21 protein-coding genes are annotated in these 22,785 nt (G+C 40.0%); 7 read left to right on the forward strand and 14 right to left on the reverse strand.

Features of this window, described 5'->3' with window-relative positions:
• Positions 1-11: 11 nt before the first annotated feature.
• Positions 12-2,894: a pitrilysin family protein gene (locus H5090_RS11065; protein ID WP_182695721.1), complete on the reverse strand. Its 2,883-nt coding sequence runs from the start codon at positions 2,892-2,894 to the stop codon at positions 12-14.
• A 250-nt stretch (positions 2,895-3,144) separates the two neighbouring features.
• Between H5090_RS11065 and H5090_RS11070 the strand changes: the two genes are divergently transcribed.
• Positions 3,145-4,101 (forward strand): methylenetetrahydrofolate reductase, encoded by a 957-nt coding sequence (locus H5090_RS11070; RefSeq protein ID WP_024597318.1) that lies wholly within the window; start codon positions 3,145-3,147, stop codon positions 4,099-4,101.
• Positions 4,102-4,374: 273 nt separating this feature from the next.
• Here H5090_RS11070 and H5090_RS20875 read toward each other — a convergent pair whose 3' ends face one another.
• From H5090_RS20875 to H5090_RS11085, 4 genes are all read right to left on the reverse strand, one after another.
• Positions 4,375-4,995, reverse strand: coding sequence for a GGDEF domain-containing protein (locus tag H5090_RS20875; protein ID WP_310736317.1), 621 nt, complete (start codon positions 4,993-4,995; stop codon positions 4,375-4,377).
• Between the two features lie 33 nt (positions 4,996-5,028).
• Positions 5,029-5,355 carry a hypothetical protein gene (locus tag H5090_RS20880; RefSeq protein ID WP_259395090.1) on the reverse strand — a complete coding sequence of 109 codons (327 nt, stop codon included), beginning with the start codon at positions 5,353-5,355 and terminating at the stop codon, positions 5,029-5,031.
• 59 nt (positions 5,356-5,414) lie between these two features.
• Positions 5,415-6,662 (reverse strand): DEAD/DEAH box helicase, encoded by a 1,248-nt coding sequence (locus H5090_RS11080; protein ID WP_039484965.1) that lies wholly within the window; start codon positions 6,660-6,662, stop codon positions 5,415-5,417.
• Between the two features lie 176 nt (positions 6,663-6,838).
• Complete coding sequence (locus H5090_RS11085; protein WP_182695742.1) at positions 6,839-7,540, reverse strand: DUF3581 domain-containing protein; 702 nt, start codon at positions 7,538-7,540, stop codon at positions 6,839-6,841.
• Positions 7,541-7,741: 201 nt separating this feature from the next.
• On the opposite strand from H5090_RS11085, the gene H5090_RS11090 reads away from it, so the two are divergent.
• Both H5090_RS11090 and H5090_RS11095 read left to right on the forward strand, forming a co-directional pair.
• The gene (locus tag H5090_RS11090) at positions 7,742-8,521 is read left to right on the forward strand and encodes a CPBP family intramembrane glutamic endopeptidase (protein WP_259395091.1); all 780 of its coding nucleotides are present in this window, start codon (positions 7,742-7,744) and stop codon (positions 8,519-8,521) included.
• A gap of 104 nt (positions 8,522-8,625) precedes the next feature.
• The gene (locus H5090_RS11095; protein WP_154903480.1) at positions 8,626-9,018 is read left to right on the forward strand and encodes a hypothetical protein; all 393 of its coding nucleotides are present in this window, start codon (positions 8,626-8,628) and stop codon (positions 9,016-9,018) included.
• A 16-nt stretch (positions 9,019-9,034) separates the two neighbouring features.
• Here H5090_RS11095 and H5090_RS11100 read toward each other — a convergent pair whose 3' ends face one another.
• From H5090_RS11100 to proB, 5 genes are all read right to left on the reverse strand, one after another.
• Entirely contained in the window at positions 9,035-9,334 is a 300-nt protein-coding gene (locus tag H5090_RS11100; protein WP_002958795.1) for a hypothetical protein, read from the reverse strand.
• Positions 9,335-9,496: 162 nt separating this feature from the next.
• Positions 9,497-10,981, reverse strand: a complete 1,485-nt coding sequence (gltX, locus tag H5090_RS11105; protein ID WP_002961608.1) for a glutamate--tRNA ligase — start codon at positions 10,979-10,981, stop codon at positions 9,497-9,499.
• Positions 10,982-11,020: 39 nt separating this feature from the next.
• Positions 11,021-11,380 (reverse strand): glutaredoxin domain-containing protein, encoded by a 360-nt coding sequence (locus tag H5090_RS11110; protein WP_002961611.1) that lies wholly within the window; start codon positions 11,378-11,380, stop codon positions 11,021-11,023.
• A gap of 56 nt (positions 11,381-11,436) precedes the next feature.
• Positions 11,437-12,411 (reverse strand): GGDEF domain-containing protein, encoded by a 975-nt coding sequence (locus H5090_RS11115; RefSeq protein ID WP_182695723.1) that lies wholly within the window; start codon positions 12,409-12,411, stop codon positions 11,437-11,439.
• 101 nt (positions 12,412-12,512) lie between these two features.
• On the reverse strand, positions 12,513-13,616 hold the full coding sequence (gene proB, locus H5090_RS11120) for a glutamate 5-kinase (protein WP_182695724.1): 1,104 nt from the start codon (positions 13,614-13,616) through the stop codon (positions 12,513-12,515).
• Positions 13,617-13,735: 119 nt separating this feature from the next.
• Here proB and H5090_RS11125 point away from each other — a divergent pair, with 119 nt between their 5' ends.
• Positions 13,736-14,695, forward strand: a complete 960-nt coding sequence (locus tag H5090_RS11125; RefSeq protein WP_024597327.1) for a DMT family transporter — start codon at positions 13,736-13,738, stop codon at positions 14,693-14,695.
• Here the strand turns inward: H5090_RS11125 and H5090_RS11130 are convergent.
• The 3 genes from H5090_RS11130 to pdsO are packed head-to-tail and all read right to left on the reverse strand — an operon-like array spanning position 14,590 to position 17,988.
• Positions 14,590-15,195 carry a class GN sortase gene (locus H5090_RS11130; protein WP_182695725.1) on the reverse strand — a complete coding sequence of 202 codons (606 nt, stop codon included), beginning with the start codon at positions 15,193-15,195 and terminating at the stop codon, positions 14,590-14,592. The genes H5090_RS11125 and H5090_RS11130 overlap by 106 nt on opposite strands.
• A complete protein-coding gene (locus H5090_RS11135; RefSeq protein ID WP_182695726.1) occupies positions 15,192-17,210 on the reverse strand; it encodes a marine proteobacterial sortase target protein in 2,019 nt (672 codons plus the stop codon). The genes H5090_RS11130 and H5090_RS11135 overlap by 4 nt, the downstream gene beginning before the upstream one ends.
• Positions 17,211-17,256: 46 nt before the next feature.
• A complete protein-coding gene (gene pdsO / locus H5090_RS11140) occupies positions 17,257-17,988 on the reverse strand; it encodes a sortase-associated OmpA-like protein PdsO (RefSeq protein WP_182695727.1) in 732 nt (243 codons plus the stop codon).
• Positions 17,989-18,192: 204 nt separating this feature from the next.
• Between pdsO and pdsR the strand changes: the two genes are divergently transcribed.
• The 3 genes from pdsR (at position 18,193) to H5090_RS11155 (ending at position 21,474) form a co-directional block, all read left to right on the forward strand.
• Entirely contained in the window at positions 18,193-18,882 is a 690-nt protein-coding gene (gene pdsR / locus H5090_RS11145) for a proteobacterial dedicated sortase system response regulator (protein ID WP_182695728.1), read from the forward strand.
• Positions 18,882-21,020: a proteobacterial dedicated sortase system histidine kinase gene (gene pdsS, locus H5090_RS11150; protein WP_182695729.1), complete on the forward strand. Its 2,139-nt coding sequence runs from the start codon at positions 18,882-18,884 to the stop codon at positions 21,018-21,020. Before pdsR ends, pdsS begins: the two co-directional genes overlap by 1 nt.
• Before the next feature lie 289 nt (positions 21,021-21,309).
• Positions 21,310-21,474, forward strand: coding sequence for a hypothetical protein (locus tag H5090_RS11155; RefSeq protein ID WP_182196201.1), 165 nt, complete (start codon positions 21,310-21,312; stop codon positions 21,472-21,474).
• A 5-nt stretch (positions 21,475-21,479) separates the two neighbouring features.
• Here the strand turns inward: H5090_RS11155 and H5090_RS11160 are convergent, their stop codons facing one another.
• Entirely contained in the window at positions 21,480-22,730 is a 1,251-nt protein-coding gene (locus tag H5090_RS11160) for a multifunctional CCA addition/repair protein (RefSeq protein ID WP_024597602.1), read from the reverse strand.
• Between the last annotated feature and the right edge of the window lie 55 nt (positions 22,731-22,785).

The raw sequence follows: 22,785 nt of genomic DNA on the forward strand, positions 1-22,785 counted from the left end.
AAACACTTAAATTATTGAAATACTTTATCGACTTTCATCACTTCAATATTTTTTGCAGGAATTGCTAATTTATAATCAGCAATCACTTTATCTTCAGCCACTAATTCAGCAGGTTTATTAGTGTTATAAATCATTGGTGATGTTTGCTGCGATGCTAAACGTTTTTGCATATCAGCGCCGTCACCAGTAATAAATACATAGTGAACATTGTCTGTTTGTAAGTTTTCTTTAATAACGCGATTAACATCAGCAAGCGTTAGCGTTTTAAGTTTATTAGTTACGTAACTTACAAAGTTATCAGTGTTGTAAAATTCGCTATCAAGCGCGTAACCTAATTGGCGATTTTGACTTGCAACCATTTGCGGCACAAAGTTAATTAAAAAGTTACGCGTAGCTTCAAAATCACCTTCGCTCATACCATTTTTAATTAGCTTATCTAGCTCAAACAAGGCGGTACGTGTTGCAAAGTGCGCATCGTTATTAGAGCGAAGTGGGCGTAACCACACTTGAAATATTTGCTCTGAGCGCCCTAGGTTTGCATCTGGCTTGGTTTGAAACATACCACGTGGAAAGTATTCAATGTATGCGTAATCGCCATAGTTCATGCCGCGAGTTTCACGAATGCGCTCATATAAAAAGCTGTTAGAACTACGGTGCTCACCAAAGTACGAACGCACAAGCCAAAGGGCTGTCCAGTCTTCGCTACTTCTTATTGTATCAATAGGAAAACCAAACGATACAGCAGTCGATTGTGCCGATTTTTCTACAATAGTTGCATGATGACCTTTAAGCACTGGCGCATCAGGAATACTTAAACGGCTTTGCTCACCTTTTGGTAGCGTTGCAAAATCGCTCATCATTTTAGCTTTAAGGTTTGCAGGCAAAGCCCCAATTAAGCCAACCGTGAGTTTAGATTGCGTAAGCTCGCTGTTATAAAACGCTTTAACATCATCTAGCGTCAACGCTTCTAAATCCGAAATATCACCGTAGTTGTAACTTTCGTAAGGGTGATTGTTGTAAAGTGCACTGTATAGCACTTCTTTGCCTAGCTCTTCATCGTTAGATGCTTTTAAGCCTGATTTAATACCATCGATCATTTCTTTTTTAAGGCGTTTAAAGTCATCGTCTCTAAAGCCTGGGTTTAATAATTGATCGCTCACAAGTGAATACCACTGCGCTGCATTGTCTTTATGAATACGCCCTTGAAACGACAGCATTTCTTTATCTATTTGATAACCAAAGCTACCTGCAAGCGGATAAAGTGCTTTTTGAATATCTTTATAGCTTGTCGCCTCTGAGCCACCTTGTGCAAGCATAGCCGCAGTGAGCGCTGCAACACCTTTTTTGCCTTGAGGGTCGGCAGCCGCGCCGGTATTGAATAAAAAGTTAACATCGATTAATGGCGAGCTATTGGTTTTATCAAGTACTTTAAATACAGGTGCCGCAGGTGCTTGTTCAAGCTTTGCAGTAAGCGCATTTAAATTAACTTCTTGCTCAAAACCTGGGGCTTTATCAAGTGCCGACATTGTTAATGTGGTACGTGCCTTATCAGTAAAGTATTTATTAGCAACGGCTTTAATATCTGCGCTGGTGATGTTATCTGCCGATAGATACAGCTGGTTTATAACCTCAGGATCGCGCTCAAAATGCATGTAGCTGGCAAGGGTTGATGCAATCGCTTGCGACGAATCTAAGCCATTAATAAAGCTGTATTTAAGATTCGATTTTAAATCACTGAGCTTTTGCTCATCAACAAGCTCAGTGCGTGCTTTTGCATAAGTTCGATTAATGGCATCGCGCGCAGTGGCTAAATCGTCTGCGTTTTCTACTTTAACAAATACGTGTAATAAACCCGGATCTTTAGTCTCTGGGTTATAGGTAAACATTTGGCTGGCAATTTGTTTGTCGACCACTAGCTCTTGATATAAATCTGAATTACTAGAAAAATAAAGCTGTGAGATTAAATCAAGCGCCGCTCTGTCTTTTTTAGCAGGCTCCCACGCAGCGCCTTTGTACGATACGAGTAACCAATGCCCTGGTAGCGCTTCATCTTGCTGGTGTAAATATTTTGGTGCTTGTTGAACAGGTTCTGCTTTAATGTCAGCAACATAGTTACCCTTTTTCCAGCTGCCCCAATGCTTTTTAACCATTGCCATTGTTGCTTGTGGGTCTACATCGCCCACGATGACAAGTGACACATACTCAGGCTTATAAAACTTAGCAAAAAATTCTTTACCATAGGCCATTTGATCAGGCATGGCTTCTATGTCTTTAAAAAAGCCCATAGTGGTGTGTTTATACGTGTGCTTATCAAACGCTTCTTCGCGTACAGCGCTTAATAATTTACGAATTGGGCTCGCGTTGTTTTTTAAGTACTCACCTTTTACCGTTTGTGCTTCTGTTCTAAATTGCTCTTCGGTGTAGGTTAAGTTTTGAAAAATATCAGCTTCAAGCTCAAGTACTTTATCAAGATGCTGTTTTGAAAAGTTTAAATGGTAGTTTGTAAAATCGTTTGTTGTATAAGCGCGGTTATCAACACCTGAATTTTTTAATATGTCTGAGTACACATCTTCAGGGTATTTTTTTGAGCCTTTAAACATCATGTGTTCAAAAAAGTGAGCAAAGCCTGTTTTGCCCTCTTCAACTTCGTTACGCGATCCAACCGATACCGGAATTTGCAGCGACACTACATCAGGGTAATCGGTTTTAACAACCATGACACGTAAGCCGTTTTCTAGCTCTTCAATTAAGTAATCTTGTGAAAAAACACGGTCATCAGCTTTATTTACTTGTTCTTGTTGTGCTGTTGTCTGCGTGCTTTGGTTTTGTTGCATGGCGCAACCTGTTAACGCCAGCGATACCGCTAAGCTGGTTGCTAATAATTTAAATTTCATTGTTGTCCCTTTTTAAATTGAGCAAATTTGTTGTCAGATTTAACTCTTTAATTATGCCCCAAAGCCAATAAATATAAGAGCCCCAAGGGAATTTATTGTGTAAACAACTGTGTCAATTATAAATTATGGGAACAAGCACTATGAATAAACATCATGTTAATTGAAAAACTTTCATTAAATAAATCTATCTAGACGTCTAAATGGCTGCTATATTAAATCCATCAAAACAAACTTAGCTGGAATGAGGATTATGGCTTTATCACTAAAAGAGAAGATAGTGGACACCAATCAAGGTGTTTATCTTATTGGTACTACCCCGCCTAAAATTGGCACCGATAAAGCGCAATTAAAAACCATTGCAGAAAAGCTATTAGGTCGCTTACACGAAATTGAATACGACGGCGTGATAATTTACGACATTCAAGACGAAAGCAGCCGAACTAATCAAGACCGTCCATTTGCGTTTAAACAAACCGTTGATCCGCGTGAATACAGCCATTTACTTCGTAATTTATCTGCACAAGATGTAATTACTTATAAAAGTGTGGCGCAGCGTGGCGTAGGCGAATTTAAAGATTGGCTAAGTGAAACTAAAAACGACTACGATTTACAAAATGTTGTTTTAGTAGGTAGCCCATCATCGATAGGCGATATAAAGCTAAGCCTGCCAGATGCTTATAAAGCATTGGCTGAGCAATCAGATGATTTCTTTTTAGGTGGCGTTACGATTGCTGAACGCCATTCAAGTAAACGAAATGAGCACGAACGATTAATAGAAAAAACAGCACAAGGTTGTCAGTTTTTTATATCGCAAGCTGTTTACGATGCACAAGCGACTATAGAGCTAATTACTAGCTACGCACGTACATGTAAAGCGCAGGGTATTACACCACAACGTATTATATTAACGTTTACCCCGTGCGGCGGCGAAAAAACCTTAGAATTTATGCAATGGTTGGGTATCTCAGTGCCAGAGGCAACAAAATGGCGCATGCTTGATGCAGACAATACATTAAGCGAATCGGTCCGTATTTGCCGCGAAAACCTCGACTTAATACTTAAAAGCTGTGCGCATTTAGATGTACCGCTGGGCTTAAATATTGAAAGCTTAACAAACCGTAAAGAAGAAATTGATGCATCAATTAACTTATACCGTTTATTAAAAGCTATTATGGAATTAAACCTTGCTGAAAAGCTAATAGCTTAAAGGCTAGGTAAGAGCTAATTAACACCCTTCTTGGCAAGCCTCATGGCTTGCTTTTTTATGTCCGTACTTTGAAAAATAAATTAAGAAGTACAAGTAAAAATTTGCAGCTTAAGCTATTCATTGAAGCTATTTTTGGTTATTACTCTCAAGCCTTTTTAAGGCAAACCCCATAGAGGAGCACATAACACCAAAAATAAAACCTATCGCAGAAAAAACTAGCCAAGTTTTTGTGGCATGAGTCATGAGTCATGAGTCATGACGAACTTACTTTTATTATTGTGCTTTTTTAGCGAGTCTATACGCTTGTTTATTTTTATACATTGCGTGGTCTGCATCATTTAATAGCGCTTCAAATGGCTGCTTTTGTTTATTAGTAAAACTATAACCAATGCTGAGCGATAAATCGCAAACACCTTCTTTTAGTAAAGCATTTGTATACTCAGTCGAAATTTTATCCATAATGTAGTTAATTTTGCTTTTATCACTTAATTGCATTACTGCAACAAACTCATCACCACCTAAACGCCCTACTATGTCGGCATCCCTTAAATGGTTTTTTAGCGTATCTGCCAATATAATTAAGGCTTTGTCACCCACTTCATGTCCAAAGGTGTCGTTTAATTTTTTAAAGTCGTTTATATCTATAAACAAGCAACATACGTCGAAGCCCAAACGCAGTGCTAAATTAAGCTTTTGCTGAGCTAGTAAGTTAAGTGCTCGGCGATTATAAATATCTGTTAATGAGTCTAACATGGCTATTTCGCGCATTTGCTCATAGCTATACACAAGCGCTAGGTCGTCTTCAATTAAATCGCGTAGTTGCTCTATGAGCTCAAAGTATTCATCGGTATAGCTAGTTATTTTAGTGTCTTTTAAGCATAGCGTGCCAAACACTTCGCCTTCAGGCCAATGAATAGGTAAGCCTAACTAGGATTCAACACCGTCCTCAACTACTTCTGGGAGGGTGTTCCATGCATCGTTATTGCTTGCATCATTAACATATAAAATATTATTAGTTTCAGCGACGTGCCGACAAAAAAGAGGAGTTTGAGGGGGAAGTATCGGGTTGGTTTCAAAGCTTGAGCCACCTTCGTTATTTCTAATAACAACGCGATAGCCTTTGCTTGTTGCCTGAACTATATAACCAGACGGGGCTGAAAAAAGCCCCGTGATAAGGTCCATTGTTTTTTGCCATTTATGCAAAGATATTTGGCCATCAACACCAGAGAATGCCCATTTATCAGTTTCAAACATTAACTTTACCTCGGCTATTTAATAGCTCCAGTATAGGCAAAAAAGTAAACTAAAAGCTATTATTTACGACGTCTACTTGGCTCTCTTTTACCTGTAATGCGTTTTTTATCGCGATCTTTTCGAGATTTATTCGTATTTTTACGATTATCTTTGGGCTTTTTATTTAAGTCAGGCTCGTAACCTTCTAACCACTGCGGCGTTAAACGCGTATCGAGTAATACTTCAATTTCTTCTAGCAGCCATTGCTCATCAAGACTTACCAATGACATAGCAAGCCCTTGTTCACCAGCGCGGCCTGTACGGCCAATACGGTGCACATAATCCTCGGCAATGTACGGCAGTTCAAAATTAATTACGTATCTAAGTGTAGAAATATCTAAACCACGCGCAGCGACATCGGTTGCAACAAGTACGCGTGTAATACCCTCTTTAAAGTTTTGCAATGCACGGTCACGTGCGCCTTGCGATTTATCGCCATGGATTGATTCGGTTTTTAACCCATCTTTACACATTTCTTTAGCAAGCTGATCGGCCATTTGTTTTGTGCGCGTAAAAATAAGCACTTGGCGCCAGTTTTTCATGCCAATCATGTGCGATACAAGTTCGCGCTTACGGTCTTCATCTACAGCGTAAATAACTTGCTCTACTTCAACCGCAGCTGAGTTACGTTTATCAACTTCAATTAGCTCAGGGTTTTTAAGTAGTTTTTTACTGAGTTCAAACACGCTGTCATCAAACGTAGCTGAAAATAGTAAAGTTTGGCGATCGCCCGGGATATGTCGCAATATACGTCTAATTTCATCAATAAAGCCCATATCAAGCATGCGGTCGGCTTCGTCAAACACTAAAGAGTCTACGCTTGAAAGTACCACACTGCCTTTAACTATATGATCAAGTAAACGCCCTGGTGTTGCCACTATAACTTGTGCTGTTTTAAGTGCTTTTATTTGAGGGCCAATACTTGCACCACCATAGGCTAAGGCACCATTGATATTAGTGCCTTGTGCGTACTTTTCAAAGCTGGCAAATACTTGCTGAGCAAGCTCTCGTGTTGGCGTTAAAATTACAACGCGGGCAAGGCCTTGCTCATCTTTTTTAGGGGTATTTAAAAGCTTATGTAATAGAGGTAAAACAAAGGCGGCGGTTTTACCCGTACCTGTTTGCGCGCTGCCCATTACATCACTTCCGGCTAAAATAGGCGGAATAGTTTTAATCTGAATTGCGGTTGGTTGAGTGTAATTATTTTGCTCAATCGCTGTTAATAATAACGGGTCGAGATTAAGTGATGAGAACGTAGTGGCAGACATAGGCTTAGCTTTAAAATAACAAAGAGCACTATTGTACGCATATTACTGTACTGCGTAAATTAACCAGTCCAGAAAAGTATTTAATCGTGATTGCTCTCTTTCGCTTTAGCGCTAAAATAATAAAAAAGGCGCTAAATAACCGTTGTATTTAGCGCCTTTTATAATTTGCTGTAGCTTTAAGCTGGCTTTAGTGTCGCTTTACGTTCGTTGTAAAACGCTATTAAATCGTCAACTGTTGCTTGGCAGTATTCGCGAATACCCGAAACCACCATGTGCTTTTCACCACTACCCACTTTAACGCCGTTTTCTAACAGGTTAAAACGTAGTGTAATTTTTCCGCGCTTACCAGTGTACTCAAAGCTTGGCTCTGCAAATTCAAGTACTGGCGCTATTATATCAAGGTTATCAAGATTAATAAGCATTGATTCGTAAATTACCATCGGACGAGCAGGGTTTATCATTACCTCTTGCTTGCCCATTAATGGGATAATTACATGCGGAAAGGTAGTACCAGAAAACTCAACATAATTTTTTATTAGACTATTAGTTAGTGCTGGGCACTGGCTGGTTTTACCGCTGCGCTTTACCTTTAAAATTACTTTTTCGCCATTGGTAACATCAAACTCTTCTGCTCCCTCAGGGAAATGTAGTTTGGTGTTTTCATCAACCATACCGGCAAAAGTAAATTCCATTTGTTCACTAATACCGTAGCGGTCTAGTACCAATGAAAAAAGTAAGTCTCCTGGCGCGCAAAACTTTTTGGCATCTTTGTCATGAAGTGGATTGTAATCATCAGCAACGCATTTAGCGAAGCGACAACCCTGCTCACGAGAGATAGAAACATAATCAGCATGCTGCTGAAAAAAAGGACTTAACATAGTTTGTTCACTGCTTAAACTGCTCATAACCTATCTATATTACCAGAAAAAAAATATTGAGAGGTCGAATCTGTTAGATTAATGGCTAAATAAAACAGAGTAATAAAAACAATGACCTTTTATTTATTAGCACTATCAATTATATGTGTTTTTCCGTACTGCAAAATATCAATAATGCGGCAACCCCTTTGGCACTACTTAATGGCTTTAAGTGTTCTAAGTGGGTATTCTCAAGGTTATATAAATTTGTATGCTCTGCTCAGCACTGGGCTTTACGTTGTTTTATACTACTGTGTGCTAAATGCAAAGCGGGCAATAATACGCGCTATTTTAGGTACTGTTTTTATAATTTCCTCACTGGCATTAGCACTTCATTGGGTGCCTGGTTTTAATAACCTCCCTATTGTTATAGATGAGCGTATTACAAGCGATGCGATTGCTTTTACCCTTTATGCTAATTTTGATAAAGCTATGGTTGGGTTATTCCTTTGTGCTTACTTTTATTCGAATAAAAAAACTTTAAAAGCAGACTCTAATAAAGCAGGCCCATTAAACGTTAAACAACCTATTTTTATAATTATTGCTACTGTTTTAGCTTCGCTCACTGCGGCTTTAACACTTGGACTTGTAAGCTTTAACCCAAAAGTGCCCAACTTTTGGTTAGCCTTTATTGCTATTAATCTTTTATTTACCTGTGTAGCTGAGGAAGCTTTATTTCGAGGTTTATTACAAACCAAACTTAGCCAAATAATCACATCTCCTCGCCTAGCCCTACTTGCCCCAATAATGACAGCTGCAGTGTTTGCTTTGGCGCATTTTGCTGGAGGATTTAACTATGTATTGGTTTCATTTATTGCAGGCTTAGGATATAGCTATATTTTTTATAAAACGCAGCGCTTAGAGTGGGCTATTATATGTCATTGGTTAGTTAATGTTTGCCACTTCTTTTTGTTTACTTACCCTATGCTCAATAAAATCTAAATACATTTACAAAAGCTAACAATTTACTTAGTAGTAAACATTGCCAGTATTTGATTTTGTTAGTAATTTATTACTTTAAATAATAAATTAAAGGACTAATAAATATGCTACGTTTTATAGCGGCAATAACAGTGCTGGCCACAATAACCGGTTGTTCAGGAATGACCTATCATACAGACATAGACAACGGTGTTTTATCTCAAGAAATTGGCACCTACGTTAATAAAAGAGATTTACAGCAGTTTTATAGCGACCAAGAAGCACACGAAAGTGGCGCTACCCTCCTAGGCCGAATAGAAGGTGAAAGCTGTGATGGCGACGGTATGGGTAACAATAATGTAAGCTATAACCGCTCTAAATCAAACGCAATTGATTTACTTAAAGCTGATGCTATGCGCAGAGGCGGAAATGCTTTTACTATTAATTCCTGTAGTGAAACCTCTGTATCGTATTGCGACCTATCTGTTTTATGCACCGGACAGGCCTACGACTATTAATAAGTAAAAGTGCAAATTATATATTAAGCGCAAAGCTCAGTAGCACACGCTTTCCAGACTCGATTTTAGATACGCTGTGTTCGTACTTATCGGGTCTGAACAAATACACGCGATTAAATAAATTTATAATGCATTTAGAGCATTTAAATACCCCACCCGCTTTAGGTTTCTCTAATACAAAATTAAGCTTGTAATAGCGCCCTTGCTGCACAGGGTCAATATGGTTCATTACGCTATGATTGGTTGGGTAAGTAACAAGGTTTATCGAAAATGTGTTACTGCTAAAAATGGCTTTGTTTTTTACAGGTGCAATCATACTGCCTCCTATGAGTTTATATGCCGCATTGTAGCATTTAGTAAATTATGAATGCTTAGGCTAAACAATATCAAAATACGATGTCATATAGCTAAACAGCCTGAAACAAAAAAAGCCGAACTTATTTTACTAAGCTCGGCTTTTATAAGTGCATTTTAGTAATTATGCACTTGGGTATTCGCGGTACGCACGCTCTATATTTTTAGCCTGCTTTTTAGAAATACCTAAATGAGCAAGCGCTACACGTAAACGAGCACGTGATAAGTCAGAGCCTAATATTTCCATTGCATCAAGCACCGACGTACTTGATGTTTTGCCTGTAATTGCGACAAAAATTGGCTCTAAAAAGTCTTTGATTTTAAGCTCGTGGAATGTAGCCACTTCTTTTGCAATTGCAAAAATAGCGGGCTTATCAAAGCTACGCAATCCTTCTAGCTGCCATACAAAAAATTGTAGTGCTTGGCGTATTACGTTTTCGTCTGCTTTACCAGCTGTTAATAGCGCAGGATCGTAAGTTGGAATACCACCTACAAAATGTCCAGCAAGCTCAACCATATCCGAAAGGGTATTAATACGCGTTTTAGCCTCAGGTAATACTTTAGCTAACATCTCACCGTTAAACTTCCAATCAACAAAGCGCTGAATTAACTGCTCGTCGGTTAGGTTTTCGCGGATCCACATGCCGTTTAACCAGCTTAATTTATCCACGTCGAATACTGGGCCACCAAGCGATACGCGCTTCATGTCAAAGTTTTCAATCATTTCATTAAGTGTGAACTTTTCACGCTCATCTGGCATTGACCAACCCATACGACCTAAGTAGTTAAGCACGGCTTCTGGTAGGTAACCCATTTCTTTATAGTAGTTAATAGACGTTGGATTTTTACGCTTAGACAGCTTTGATTTATCTGGGTTACGTAGTAATGGTAAATGACCAAGTACCGGCGCTTCCCAACCAAAATCTTCATAAAGTTTTAATAACTTAGGTGCTGAGTTAATCCACTCTTCGCCACGGAAAATATGACTAATTTGCATATGGTGGTCATCAACTACGTTCGCTAAAAAGTACGTTGGGAAACCATCCGCTTTTAAAAGCACTTGCATGTCTACGTTTTCCCACGGGATCTCAATTTCATCTCGTAGGTAGTCGTTAAACTTAAATGTGCCTTCGCTTGGGATTTTCATACGTATAACGTAAGGTTTGCCTGCCGCTAAGTTTGCTTTAATTTCTTCATCTGTATGGTTTAAACCACGACCGTCGTATTTAGGGCGCAAGCCTTCTGCCATTTGCTCTTCACGCATTTGATCAAGCTCTTCGCTTGTTGCAAAGCAGTAAAACGCTTTCCCATCGTCAACTAACTGATGCGCGTATTTTTTATATAAATCGCTACGCTCAGATTGACGGTAAGGACCAAATTCGCCACCCACATCAGGACCATGATCCCACTCAAGCCCTAACCAGCGTAAGCTATCCATAATCGCAAGTTCAGACTCTGGCGTGCTACGTACTTGGTCTGTATCTTCTATACGAAGTACAAATTCACCGCCTTGTTGTTTAGCAAAACAGTAGTTAAATAAGGCGATATAAGCGGTGCCAAGATGCGGGTCACCAGTTGGCGACGGGGCAACACGGGTGCGAATTGTCATGGTAAATTCTCTTTAAATAAGTGAGATAATAAAAGTGGTTTATGCAGCTACTTTGTTTAAGTAAGCAATAATATCGTTTGATTCATACAGCCATTGTACTTGGCCATTTTTCTCTATACGCAGGCAAGGCACTTTAACTTTGCCGCCTTGCTCAAGAAGCTCTTGACGATATTGCTCATTATTTTTTGCATCACGCGTTTCTATGTTTAAGCCTTCGCGCTTAATAGCGCGGCGTACTTTTACACAAAACGGGCATGCTTTAAATTGGTACAGTTTAAATTGTGAGGTTTGCTGATCAAGCTGTGCTTGCTCGTCGCTTGCACGCTTTTTACTGCGAGGAGTAAATACAAAATTAAAGAATAAGATTATACAACCTAAAAACCAACGAACTAATTTCATGTTCTGTGCTCTGCTTACAACAATTTAAGGAGCCAGATTTTAGCACAAATTTACAATCAAAAAAGCTCAATACTATTATCTATCTTTGGTTCGTTATTAACTTCTAATTCACTGTAGGAGGTAACTCTATTACGGCCAGTATTTTTAGAGTAGTAAAGCGCTAAATCAGCCTGATTTACAATACTCGATACAGTATCAATACTCACTAACTCTAAAAAACCAATGCTAATGGTTAATTGGCCAATTTGTGGAAAAGGGTATTGGGCAACATTAAGGCGTAACCGGTTAAGTGCAACATGTGCATCAGTCTCTGTTTTTGCTTGAAATAACATTGCAAATTCTTCACCACCATACCTAAATACATAGTCTTCAATTCTAAAATTATTTTTTAGTAGCCGTGCAACAAGTAAAATAACCTCATCGCCAATTACATGCCCGTAGTTATCATTAATATTTTTAAAGTTGTCGATATCAGCAATAGCTAAATACCAACGTCGCTTTTTATTGTTATCATTTCTTGGTAACAAAAAACCGTTACCCGATACAATCTCAATTACTTTTTTATCAAATGTTTGCCTATTTAAAAGCTCTGTAAGTGGATCTAACCGCGACTTATATAATAGCCCAAGCTGATTAGCATAAATATTTAAAATATGTACAGCTAACATAGTTATTCGTTCTGGTAATTCTTGCTCGGTTTCTATTAATAAAGTGCCGACTACTTTTCCAAAATGATAAATAGGCACGTAACTTGATGTGCTACTAAAGGCATAGCTCACCCTAATTTTATTTTGAGTGACCTTTTGTAATAACAATGATGCTTCATCTGGGCTTAATTGCTCTAAATTACTGTTTGAATTAATAAGAGTAGGGGGTATGGGGGCTGAAAAATTTTTATTGACGTAAATGGCAAAATTATCAACTTCGAGCAAGTCGCTAATTATTTGTATTAATGCGCTATCTAAATCACTTTCTTCCTCTTGCTGGGTAAGCTTAATAATCCATTCGTGCCCACACTTATTTGCCTTCATTACACTGCCTAAACTAATTAAACTTTTATTAGTCTAGACAATACTCATGAATTTACTAAGTTATGAGGTAATACTTATTAACTAATCCTTTAGAATAGGTATTAAAGTAATACTAAGTCGTCGCGATGCAATACTTCTGCACCACTATCGTATTCAAGTAACTCACCTATTTGATTTGAGTGTGCGCCTTTGATTTTATTTACCTCGGTACTGCTAAAACGCGTTAAGCCACGTGCAATTACTTGATTTTTAGTATCTATTAAATCAATTAAATCGCCTCTTTCAAAACGTCCAAATGCATTAGTAACGCCTTTAGCAAGTAAGCTTGCACCTTTATTTTGCAGCGCTGTAATAGCACCTGCATCTATAACAATTTGGCCGGTACTTTTAGGCCCAGCTAGTAGCCATTTTTTACGGCCATCTTTTGGGGCGGTGAGTTTTAAAAAGCGTGTACCAGGTAACTCGTCACTCATACATTTTAAAATAACGTTTTTACCAGCGCCTTTAGCAATAATGACTTCAACGCCTGCACGCCTTGCGATGTCGGCTGCTTGTAATTTGGTTGCCATGCCGCCAGTACCTAAGTTTGTACCACTGCCACCAGCAAGTTGGCGCAGCTCATCGTTTATATGTGTTACTTCGCCAATGAGGGTGGCATCGGCATTTGTGCGAGGATCGCTGGTAAATAACCCTTCTTGATCGGTAAGTAGCAATAATTTATTAGCATTAGCCAAAATAGCAACAAGTGCCGATAAATTATCGTTGTCGCCTACTTTTATTTCACTGGTAGCGACTGCGTCATTTTCGTTAATGATGGGTACAACGTCGTAATTTAATAACGCATTGAGTGTATCGCGGGCATTAAGGTAGCGCTCTCTGTCGTCTACATCAGCGCGAGTAAGCAGCATTTGCCCTACATTTACCCCATATAAAGCAAACAAGCTCTGCCAAATATGAATAAGTTGACCTTGTCCAATTGCAGCAAGCATTTGTTTATCAATTAAGCTTCTGCCACAGGGTTTTAATAGTTGTTCGCGCCCAGCAGCAACCGCGCCGCTCGATACTAAAATAACCTGATGCCCCTGCTTTTTAAGCTCGCAGCATTGGCGTACTAATTCAACCATATGTGCTTTGTCTAGCTTATCGGTGCCGCCAGTTAGTACGCTTGTACCAAGCTTTACAACTATTACCTGTTCCCTTTGCATGTGCTTTTTACTATTGATTAATTAAAGATGAATTAATTTATACCAGCTCGGTATTTTTGAACAAGTTAAAAATTTTCATGCTAGGATCTGATTTTATTAAATTAAGTAAATTACTCTCTATGCCTGCCAGTTTATGTTTAATTATTGCCACCTTTTTATGGGGCAGCTCTTTTATTGCGCTCAAATACGCCATTGCTATTTACGACCCTGCATTGGTGATATTTTTACGCATGCTCACCACGTTAGTTTTGTCGCTTTGTTTATGGCGCTACGTTATTCGGTTTGAGTACTTAAAAGGTGACTGGAAGTATTTAGTGGGTATGTCGCTTGCTGAGCCTTGCTTATACTTTTTATTTGAAGGCCATGCAATGGAATACACATCAGCCTCGCAGGCCGGTGTCATTGTCTCTTGCTTGCCTATTATTATTGCGTTGCTTGCCTTTGTATTACTTAAAGAGCATATAAGCAAAGCCATTGTTGTCGGTTTTACGCTGTGTATAGGCGGCAGTATTTTACTTACGCTTCTTTCACCAAGTACCGACCAAGCACCTAATCCGTTACTAGGTAACTTTTTAGAGCTTATGGCTATGGTGTGCGCTGCATTTTATACCGTAAGTATTAAACATTTAGCTAATCGCTACTCGCCCCTGACTTTAATTGCGTTGCAAGGTATTAGCGGCAGCTTGTTTTTTGCGCCGTTTTTATTTTTTATCGACCTACCAAGCGAAAATCAACACGACTTAACTGCGCTCATGAGCATTTTGTATTTAGGCTCGTGTGTAACCCTTGGCGGCTATGGCATGTACAACTATGCAATTAGCAAGGTATCGGTATTAACCGCTGCTGCGTACTCTAATTTAATTCCTATTTTTACACTTATTTTGTCAGCTATTATTTTGGGCGAAGTGCTCAACGTTTGGCAATGGCTGAGCATATTTGTGGTATTTATTGGCGTAATGGTAAGCCAGCGCCATCAAGAACTCGTGGTTGATATACCGCTTAGTGAATCAGGCGAAGACATTTGCGCAGATACAAGCAATCTTAAATCAGTACCCGAGGCAAGCGAATCAAAAGGGTAACAGGTAAGCAAATACAGCCCAGGTGTTTGTAAAAATGAGTTTTGGGATTGATGAATAACCTCAATCCCCGTTATCTTATAATTTTGAATCACCCCACTTTGCAGCTGCAAAGTAAACGCCTCTCCCACTTTGGCGTTTTGTAAAAATGCAAAGTGGGTGTCGTTATGCCCAGCTATTAGCGCGCCTTTTTCGTTTCCAAATTCTTTTCCGCCCAGCTCCCCTGCAGGTAAAAATTGGCTAGGCGCAAACGCTAAATTACGACCACTCGCTCCAGCCAATACACTTAATGTTTTATTATGACTTGGCCAATCAAGCTTTGCAGTCACGTAGCTGTCGGCGTAATACCACGGCTTTACTTTAGTGCCGGGTGATTTAAGCGCCTCTTGCCATGCTTGCTCAATTAATACTTGAGCAAGCCATGCTTTTGCCTGCATATAAGCACCGTGACCAAATAATCCAAGCCCAGCTATTAGTAAACCCGCGCTTAGCCACTTTTTCATTTACGTGCCCTGCTTAATTTAAATGATCGGTTTATTTTAAGGGCGCCAAATCCTAATAATAAAATACAGCCTAGTAATATATTTAACCTGCTTTGCCCATCGGTTTGCGGTAAACGCATTGCCATACCTTGTGGTACTGCATTAGTAGCTTGCGCCGTTTGCTCTGCCACTTCTTTTATTTGAGTTTGTTCAATCGCTATAAAAGCAGTAAACGGGCTAAGTAATTGATGAGTAAGCGCAAGCTCCTGTACTTCATCTTTAACTACACTTTGCTCGTTGTATAAAAGTAATGACTTGATTTTTTGGCGCGCCCATAGTTTTGCAATACCTTGAGCGTTTGAGCTATTTTGTGTACTTAATTTAATACTTAAAGGACCTTGTGCTGTTTGCCCAGCAAGTACCAAATTTTTAGCATTATTAAGTTTTATAGCGACCATGATAGGCTCGCCAAAATATAAATCAGGTAGTGGTGACGGCCAAAAATCTAAGCTGTTACCGCTTTCATCGCTTAGCCCAAAATTAGTAATAGCCGGATGTGCAAGCTTATCAAACAACTGCTGCATTTTAGGTTGCACCTCGCTTGTGCTGCCTATAAAGGTAAATGAGCCTTTGCCTATATCTGCCGCTCGGCGCATAAAAAAGCTATTCGGTGCGCTGCCAATACCCACTGTAAATAAGCGGCTATCGCCTAACTTACCTTGAATATTTTTAAATAATGCATCTTCATTACTTACGCTGCCATCAGTTAAAAATACAACTTGGCGTACAAAACCATCAAACTCGCTGCCATCAAGTACGGCATTAAGCGCACCTTGTATTTCAGTGCCGCCGTCGGCCTCTAGGCTATAAATAAATCGCTCTGCACGGCGTAAATTAAAGTCACTGGCTATAAGTGGTTTATCGCTCATTGGAGTCACTATGTTGTCAAAACCAATAATGTTAAAGCTGTCGTCGCTATCAAGTAATGAAAGTGCATAAAACAACGCTTTTTTAGCTTGCTCCATAGATTGCCCGTGCATAGAGCCTGACGTATCAACTACAAATACCATTTCGCGAGGTAAGCGTTGAGTTTGTGTAAAGTGATCCCCTGGTGGCATTAGCATAGCAAGCCCGTATCGGTCACCATTTTCAAACTGCTGAGTAAAAAATGCGGCTTGAGCTTGCTCTTTTTGCAGCGGTTTAAACTCAAGTACAAAGTCGCGATTAACTGCATTTGTCTCATTTAACGCTATTTTATATTGTCCAAACGCGGTGTTTAGCACATCAACATTGTGAAATTTAGAATTGATATCCACCAGCTCTAAGCCTACGTCTATATCTATGTTTAAGCTAAATTGGCTGCTTGGTACGTTATCATTTTGATTACTGCTTTTAATACTGTAAACAGGGCTTAACCATCCCGTTGGGAGTGAGTTAACGTGCGTTTGGTTCTGAGTACTCACCTCAACCTCACCACTAATCGCGTGATAACGCGGTGTAATGGTAGTAGGAAATCTAATAGCAAATGTGCCGCTGCTGTAATCAATTATTTCTTGATACTCAAGCTCAATAATTACTTGCTCACCAGGGCCAATATTTGCCACATTCGTAATAAACATATTGGCGCGTTGCTGGCGTACAAGGGCCGCTTGCTTACCTGCTTTTTTAGCCTCCTCGTATTTTTTTTCGGCCTCTACCTTTTTATCAATTTGGCCTTTAATGACTCGCTCACCTATACGCATAGTCATGGCATGTACGGCGCTTTCATCAGGCAATGGAAAAACGTAGCGCGCATTAACCGCAAACGGGTTTTCGTTTTGATAGGTTTGCGTGACTACAACATGATTAATCAGGCCAGTTAAGGTCATATTGGCGTCGCTTTTTAATATTATTGCTGGGCCTGCTGGCGCACCATTGCTATCAAAAAGCTCTAACTTGGGTGATTGCGCATGGCTTTTGAAGCTCGCTAACAGCACAATCGCTATGAATATAAAAATGCTTACTTTAGTAAGCATTTTGGTCGGTTTACTCAACATAAAATCACTCCATCGAACGCTTTTTTTTACTTAGATTCAGTTAGATTTAGTTACTCGCCGTTTGGCCATTTACTGGATTCATTGAGCGAGTGGTAAGCGTTACGCGTCTATCAAAAAAGTTATCTTCCACCGTGTTGCTGTTAGCCAATGTTTGCTGCTCGCCAAATGCCTGCGTGCTTAAACGTTTGTGGCTCACACCGTGCTTTATTAAATAGCTTTGCACGGCAATTACACGCGCTTTAGAAAGTAAAAGGTTGGCTTGCTCATCGCCGCGCTGATCGGCAAAGCCACTTAAATCAAGTGCGAGTTGTGGTTGGTTGTTTAACAAGGTAACCAGTTGGTCTAACTGCAGCGCAAAATGCGGGGCAATAACACTTGAACCTGTTTTAAATTGCACCGTCATCGCCAATAAGTTATTAATTTGAACTTGAGTTAACTGCTCATTTTGATTGGCAAGTACTTCTAACTGCTTCTCTAACATATTGTTGTGGTTAAGCACGTGTTGGTAATCGCTGGTCTTTTCTTTCATAACCTTAATTGCACGCTCTTGCTCTGCAATTTTGTTATCAGCTACTTTTGAATCGCCTATTAAACCACCGGCAAATGCCCCAATAAACGCACCTATTGGCCCGCCCACTACGCCGCCAATAATAGCGCCTGCACCTAGTCCAATAGCCGTTTCTTTATGGGCTTCTTTTGATGGCGTGTTAGATGTTGAGGCAATTGCTGGAGTACAAAAACTAGCAACGAGTGTTAATGCAATTAATGTCTTCTTCATGACGTGATCCTTAAACTTACTTTTTAATTTGTGATGTTTTGTTTTGATGGGTGTATTAAAACAAGCTCAAGTGGCAGCAAAGGGGATCAAAAATGGCAAACTGCTGAGCAATTGTGGCAAAAAAATGGCAATTGCCTTTTTAAGCGTACTTAGCTTAAAAACTTCGATATAGTGCACAACAGAGCCGATAGGATAATGATTAAGATGAAAAAAATAGCCATCGTTGAAGATGAACCCGCAATCCGCGAAAACTACATAGAAATGCTGAGCGCACAGGGCTACCAAGTCAGTGGCTTTGAAAATCGCGCCAGCGCTGAAGCTGCATTTAAAAATGCCCTGCCCGATTTAGCCATTGTTGATATTGGCTTAGGCCATGAAATAGATGGTGGTTTTTTACTGTGCCAAACATTGCGTTCGCTTTCTAAAACGCTGCCTATTATTTTTTTAACCGCCCGCGATAGCGAAATAGATACCGTATGCGGCCTACGCATGGGCGCCGACGACTACCTAACAAAAGACATAAGCTTGGCTCACTTGGCTGCGCGTATTGGTGCGCTATTTCGCCGCATGGAAGCTCTTGAACAACCTGCTGATGCGAATGCACTCATAACACGCGGGCAGTTAACGCTCGACACACAACGTATGCAGGTATTTTGGCAGCAACAATTAGTTGATTTAACCGTAACCGAGTTTTGGATGCTGCATTCACTCGCCCAGCGACCAGGCCATGTTAAAAGCCGTAACGATTTAATGAGCGATGCAAAAATTTATGTAGACGACAGCACTATTACTTCACACGTAAAGCGTATTCGTAAAAAATTTATAGCACTCGACAGCTCCTTTGATTGCATAGATACCGTGTATGGCATGGGCTACAGGTGGGAACAATACTAATGCTACGATTTGGTCTACGCAGTAAATTTATATTACTTTCATGTTTTTTGTTTTTGCTACCGTGGCTTGGCTACGAGTACGTATGGGAAATGGAAAAGTTTTTACGCCAAGGCCAAGAAAAAACCCTCGTAGGCACCACTCGTGCACTTGCTACTGCATTACATGAGCGCCCTGCATTATTTGACGAGCAAACCAACTTTTTAGACCAAGTTGTAAAAGGTCGTGATTTATACGCTTATAATCTTAAAAACCCTATTCAGCTCGACGGTAAACTTAACGATTGGGACAGCTATCAACCGCTATTTTGGCATTACGACAAGCGCTACTTACAAAAAACAGATAACAAACATCAAGCCAGTGACTTATCGTTTGATCATATGGTTGGCAAGTTTGATAACTACTTATACGCCGCATTTAAAGTCACCGACAATACCCTTATTTATCGCGCTAAAAATAGTTTAAGCATTACCAATAACGATTATTTACAAATTGGCTTAAAAACACCTGACGGCCAATTTAATACCTATATAATTGCGCCACGCCAAGATGGCTGGGTTAATGCGTTTGATGCAAATACCAAAGCCCCTTTTACAAAAATTCAGGGCTATTTTGAAAGTACCGAATCAGGTTATAACGTAGAGCTGCGCTTTCCTATTAGCATGCTGGGCAACAAACTTGGCTTTGCTATTGTTGACATTGATAGTAAAGAGGCATTGCTAGAGCCTAAAATAATGTCGACCTCAAACTTAAATAACCCAAACGATTTAGGCTCGGTATTAGTCCCTTCCCCAGAAATTAGCCGTATTTTAAAAGGTATGGGCCACAGTGGTAGCCGCATTTGGGTGGTTGATAACCATCATCGTGTACTTGCGCAATCGGGTACTATTCAAAATGCAGATGGCGTATGGGCTGATGGACTTGCTAACAAAGCACCTGAAACTTGGTGGCAGCGCTTTGAGCAAAATTACTTACACCCAATTTACTATAAAATATTAACGCGCCCCGAAAATGAGTTTTTAGATACCCTGCACGATGTAGCTTCTATGCAGGGCACACATTTAGCGAAAGCATTAAAAGGACAACCTGCATCGTCTTGGCGATTAACACCCGACAGTAAAGCCGTTATTTTATCGGCCGCTTACCCTATTTGGATTCAAGACCAAGTAATTGGCGCGGTAATAGCAGAGGAAACCACAAACGGCGTACGTACGCTGCGTAACAAATCGCTCGAAAAACTCTTTAACGTTATTTTAGCTGTGATGCTAATTGGTACTGTCACCTTGTTCTTTTTTGCCTCACGTATATCGAACCGAATTAGGCGGCTGCGCGATACCGCTGAGCAAGCAATTGATGCACAAGGGCGTGTTACCGGCAGTATTAATTACAGCGATGCTAACGATGAAATTGGGGATCTGTCTCGTAGTTTTTCAAATATTGTAAGCCGACTTGGTGGCTATACCGATTACTTAGAAAATATGTCGTCACGGTTATCCCACGAGCTGCGCACGCCAGTTGCCGTAGTGCGCTCATCACTCGAAAACTTGCAAAGCTTGCCACAAAACGAGCTGAGTCAAAAATACCTCGACCGCGCCAGTGAAGGCGTTGAACGCTTAGGTAAAATAATAACCACCATGAGCGAAGCCACCCGCCTTGAGCAGAGTATTCAAAGCAACGAGTCTGAGCCTTTTGATTTACAAAAAGTAATAAATGGTTGCATGCAAGGCTACCAGCTTACTTACCCAAACCAGTTATTTACGCTTGATGTATGCCAAAGCAAATTACCTATGCAAGGTGCACCGGAGTTTATAGCCCAGCTGCTTGATAAACTTATTAGTAACGCGCTGGAGTTCAGCAAAGCCAATACGGCTATTAATGTAAGCCTTAAGCAGAGCGAAAATAAAGCAACATTAACAGTGAGTAATACTGGTCCTGCTTTACCTGAAGGACTCACTGAGCATATTTTTGACTCTATGGTGTCGGTACGTAGCCAGCAAATGCAGCAACAGCCACATTTGGGGTTAGGGCTTTATATTGTAAGGCTGGTGTGCGATTACCATAAAGGCAGTGTAACCGCGCAAAACAACGAGCAAGGTAATGGTGTAGTGTTTACCGTAACACTGCCGTTAGCTAATGGTTAGGGCTGTATTTATACCGTTATATTTGTACCGTTATATTTGTACCGTTATATTTATAGCCACAGCATTATATGCAAATAGTAAGTACGTAATAAATTAAGCTGTATATTTTTAGTTAAAAAGAGTTACTTTAATTTATCTTAACTCTATATAAATTAACAAATAACCCCTCTCATCCCTTAAAAGCTGCCGGTTACAATTTAGTACAACTTCAAATGTAACTATTCACTTTTTATTCAGTCGAATGACCATACCCTACATCATATTAAAGTATTAAATTGAAGGAATACTCATGAAACCATCACTAGAGCGTGAAGAACTAGACTTTATTTTTGACTTATACAGGCCCTCTAAAAAGCCCAAGTCCGAAGAGGTAAAACCAAAAAACACCAATTACAAAGAGCTAAGAAAGCACGACGCGACTAAAAACCAAGGTGTATCGCACTACTTAGTCTAATTTTATTACGCTTGGGACTTCTCATGTTCTAAAAATGCTTTAATGCAGTTTATTTCTGCAAGTTTTACTTCTTCGCCTATTTCAGGGCCTTTTTTGCCATTTTTAAGTGCATCTTGCACTACTTGTTTCTTATCCATTTTTTGCAGTTCAGTATGAATTGCTCGCAGCTTAGCTGCTTGCGGGTATGGCTTATCGACCAGTGTTTCACCACGCCCTTGTGCATCACATTGGCATGCTTGGGTAAACGCTATAAAACGTTCTGGGTGTACCAACGCATTTAAGTTAGTCACTATTAGCTTGTGAATGGTTTGCGGCCTTAACTGATCAATTGTATGGCAAAGGGTGTGATTATCACTGGTGAGTACGCCAACATCACGAAAACGGTTAGGCACTTTTAAGCGCTCACAAAACGCCTCAATAACTGCAACACCTTCGCGTTCGTGCCCACGTAGGTTTCCATGCTTTTTAAAACTAAGCGCTTTACCAAAATCATGGGTAAGTGCAGCAAAACGTGCTTCTAAGTTAAAATTTAAATCAGCTGCACGCCTAAGTACCAACATAGTATGAACAAATACATCCCCTTCAGGATGATGGTTTGCCGGTTGCGGTACATTAACCATGCGCTCAAGTTCTGGAAAAATACCTAAACCTTGCAGTGCTTCAAAATAAAGCTCAGGGTGCTTTTCACCCAGTGCTTTTTCAGTTTCAAGCCACACGCGCTCAGATACTAAATGATTTAGCTCACCTTTATTTTTAAGCTCGCGCATTAATGCATAGGTACTTGGGTGAATACGCCAATCACTGCCATAGCGCGCTAAAAAACGGGCAATACGCAGTACTCGAACAGGGTCTTCTACAAATGCCTCAGTGGTGTGGCGCAGTGTTTTATTTTGTAAGTCAGTTTGGCCATTAAACGGGTCAATAATATTACCGTGTTCATCAAGCGCCATTGAATTTATGGTCAAATCACGCCTTGCTAAATCTTCTTCTAGCGTAACGGTTGGGCTGGCATCAACCACAAAGCCTGTATAGCCTTTGCCACTTTTACGCTCTGTGCGCCCTAGTGCATATTCTTCTTTTGTTTTTGGGTGTAAGTAAACCGGAAAGTCACTACCTATTGGCACAAAACCAAGCGATTCCATCGTTTTTGGTGTTTCCCCAATCACTACATAGTCGTTATCTTTTGATTTTATATTTAGCAGTTTGTCGCGCACTGCACCGCCAACGAGGTAAACTTGTTTTAAGTTACTTTTCACTTTATTCCCAATAACACTTGCCCAATTATTTGACGCTAATCATATCATTAATTAA

The organism is Pseudoalteromonas sp. SR43-5 (assembly GCF_014163835.1).
Classification (GTDB): Bacteria; Pseudomonadota; Gammaproteobacteria; order Enterobacterales; family Alteromonadaceae; genus Pseudoalteromonas; species Pseudoalteromonas distincta.

Coding starts and splice junctions, on each gene's coding strand:
- proB (WP_182695724.1), bottom strand. CDS start 13,616: ATGCAAAGGGAACAGGTAATAGTTGTAAAGCTTGGTACAAGCGTACTA.
- H5090_RS11070 (WP_024597318.1), top strand. CDS start 3,145: ATGGCTTTATCACTAAAAGAGAAGATAGTGGACACCAATCAAGGTGTT.
- H5090_RS11155 (WP_182196201.1), top strand. CDS start 21,310: ATGAAACCATCACTAGAGCGTGAAGAACTAGACTTTATTTTTGACTTA.
- H5090_RS11130 (WP_182695725.1), bottom strand. CDS start 15,195: ATGAAAAAGTGGCTAAGCGCGGGTTTACTAATAGCTGGGCTTGGATTA.
- H5090_RS11095 (WP_154903480.1), top strand. CDS start 8,626: ATGCTACGTTTTATAGCGGCAATAACAGTGCTGGCCACAATAACCGGT.
- H5090_RS11080 (WP_039484965.1), bottom strand. CDS start 6,662: ATGTCTGCCACTACGTTCTCATCACTTAATCTCGACCCGTTATTATTA.
- H5090_RS11090 (WP_259395091.1), top strand. CDS start 7,742: ATGGCTTTAAGTGTTCTAAGTGGGTATTCTCAAGGTTATATAAATTTG.
- H5090_RS11125 (WP_024597327.1), top strand. CDS start 13,736: ATGCCTGCCAGTTTATGTTTAATTATTGCCACCTTTTTATGGGGCAGC.
- H5090_RS11100 (WP_002958795.1), bottom strand. CDS start 9,334: ATGATTGCACCTGTAAAAAACAAAGCCATTTTTAGCAGTAACACATTT.
- pdsO (WP_182695727.1), bottom strand. CDS start 17,988: ATGAAGAAGACATTAATTGCATTAACACTCGTTGCTAGTTTTTGTACT.
- H5090_RS11065 (WP_182695721.1), bottom strand. CDS start 2,894: ATGAAATTTAAATTATTAGCAACCAGCTTAGCGGTATCGCTGGCGTTA.
- H5090_RS11135 (WP_182695726.1), bottom strand. CDS start 17,210: ATGTTGAGTAAACCGACCAAAATGCTTACTAAAGTAAGCATTTTTATA.
- pdsS (WP_182695729.1), top strand. CDS start 18,882: ATGCTACGATTTGGTCTACGCAGTAAATTTATATTACTTTCATGTTTT.
- H5090_RS20880 (WP_259395090.1), bottom strand. CDS start 5,355: ATGTTTGAAACTGATAAATGGGCATTCTCTGGTGTTGATGGCCAAATA.
- H5090_RS11085 (WP_182695742.1), bottom strand. CDS start 7,540: ATGTTAAGTCCTTTTTTTCAGCAGCATGCTGATTATGTTTCTATCTCT.
- pdsR (WP_182695728.1), top strand. CDS start 18,193: ATGAAAAAAATAGCCATCGTTGAAGATGAACCCGCAATCCGCGAAAAC.
- H5090_RS11110 (WP_002961611.1), bottom strand. CDS start 11,380: ATGAAATTAGTTCGTTGGTTTTTAGGTTGTATAATCTTATTCTTTAAT.
- gltX (WP_002961608.1), bottom strand. CDS start 10,981: ATGACAATTCGCACCCGTGTTGCCCCGTCGCCAACTGGTGACCCGCAT.
- H5090_RS11115 (WP_182695723.1), bottom strand. CDS start 12,411: ATGAAGGCAAATAAGTGTGGGCACGAATGGATTATTAAGCTTACCCAG.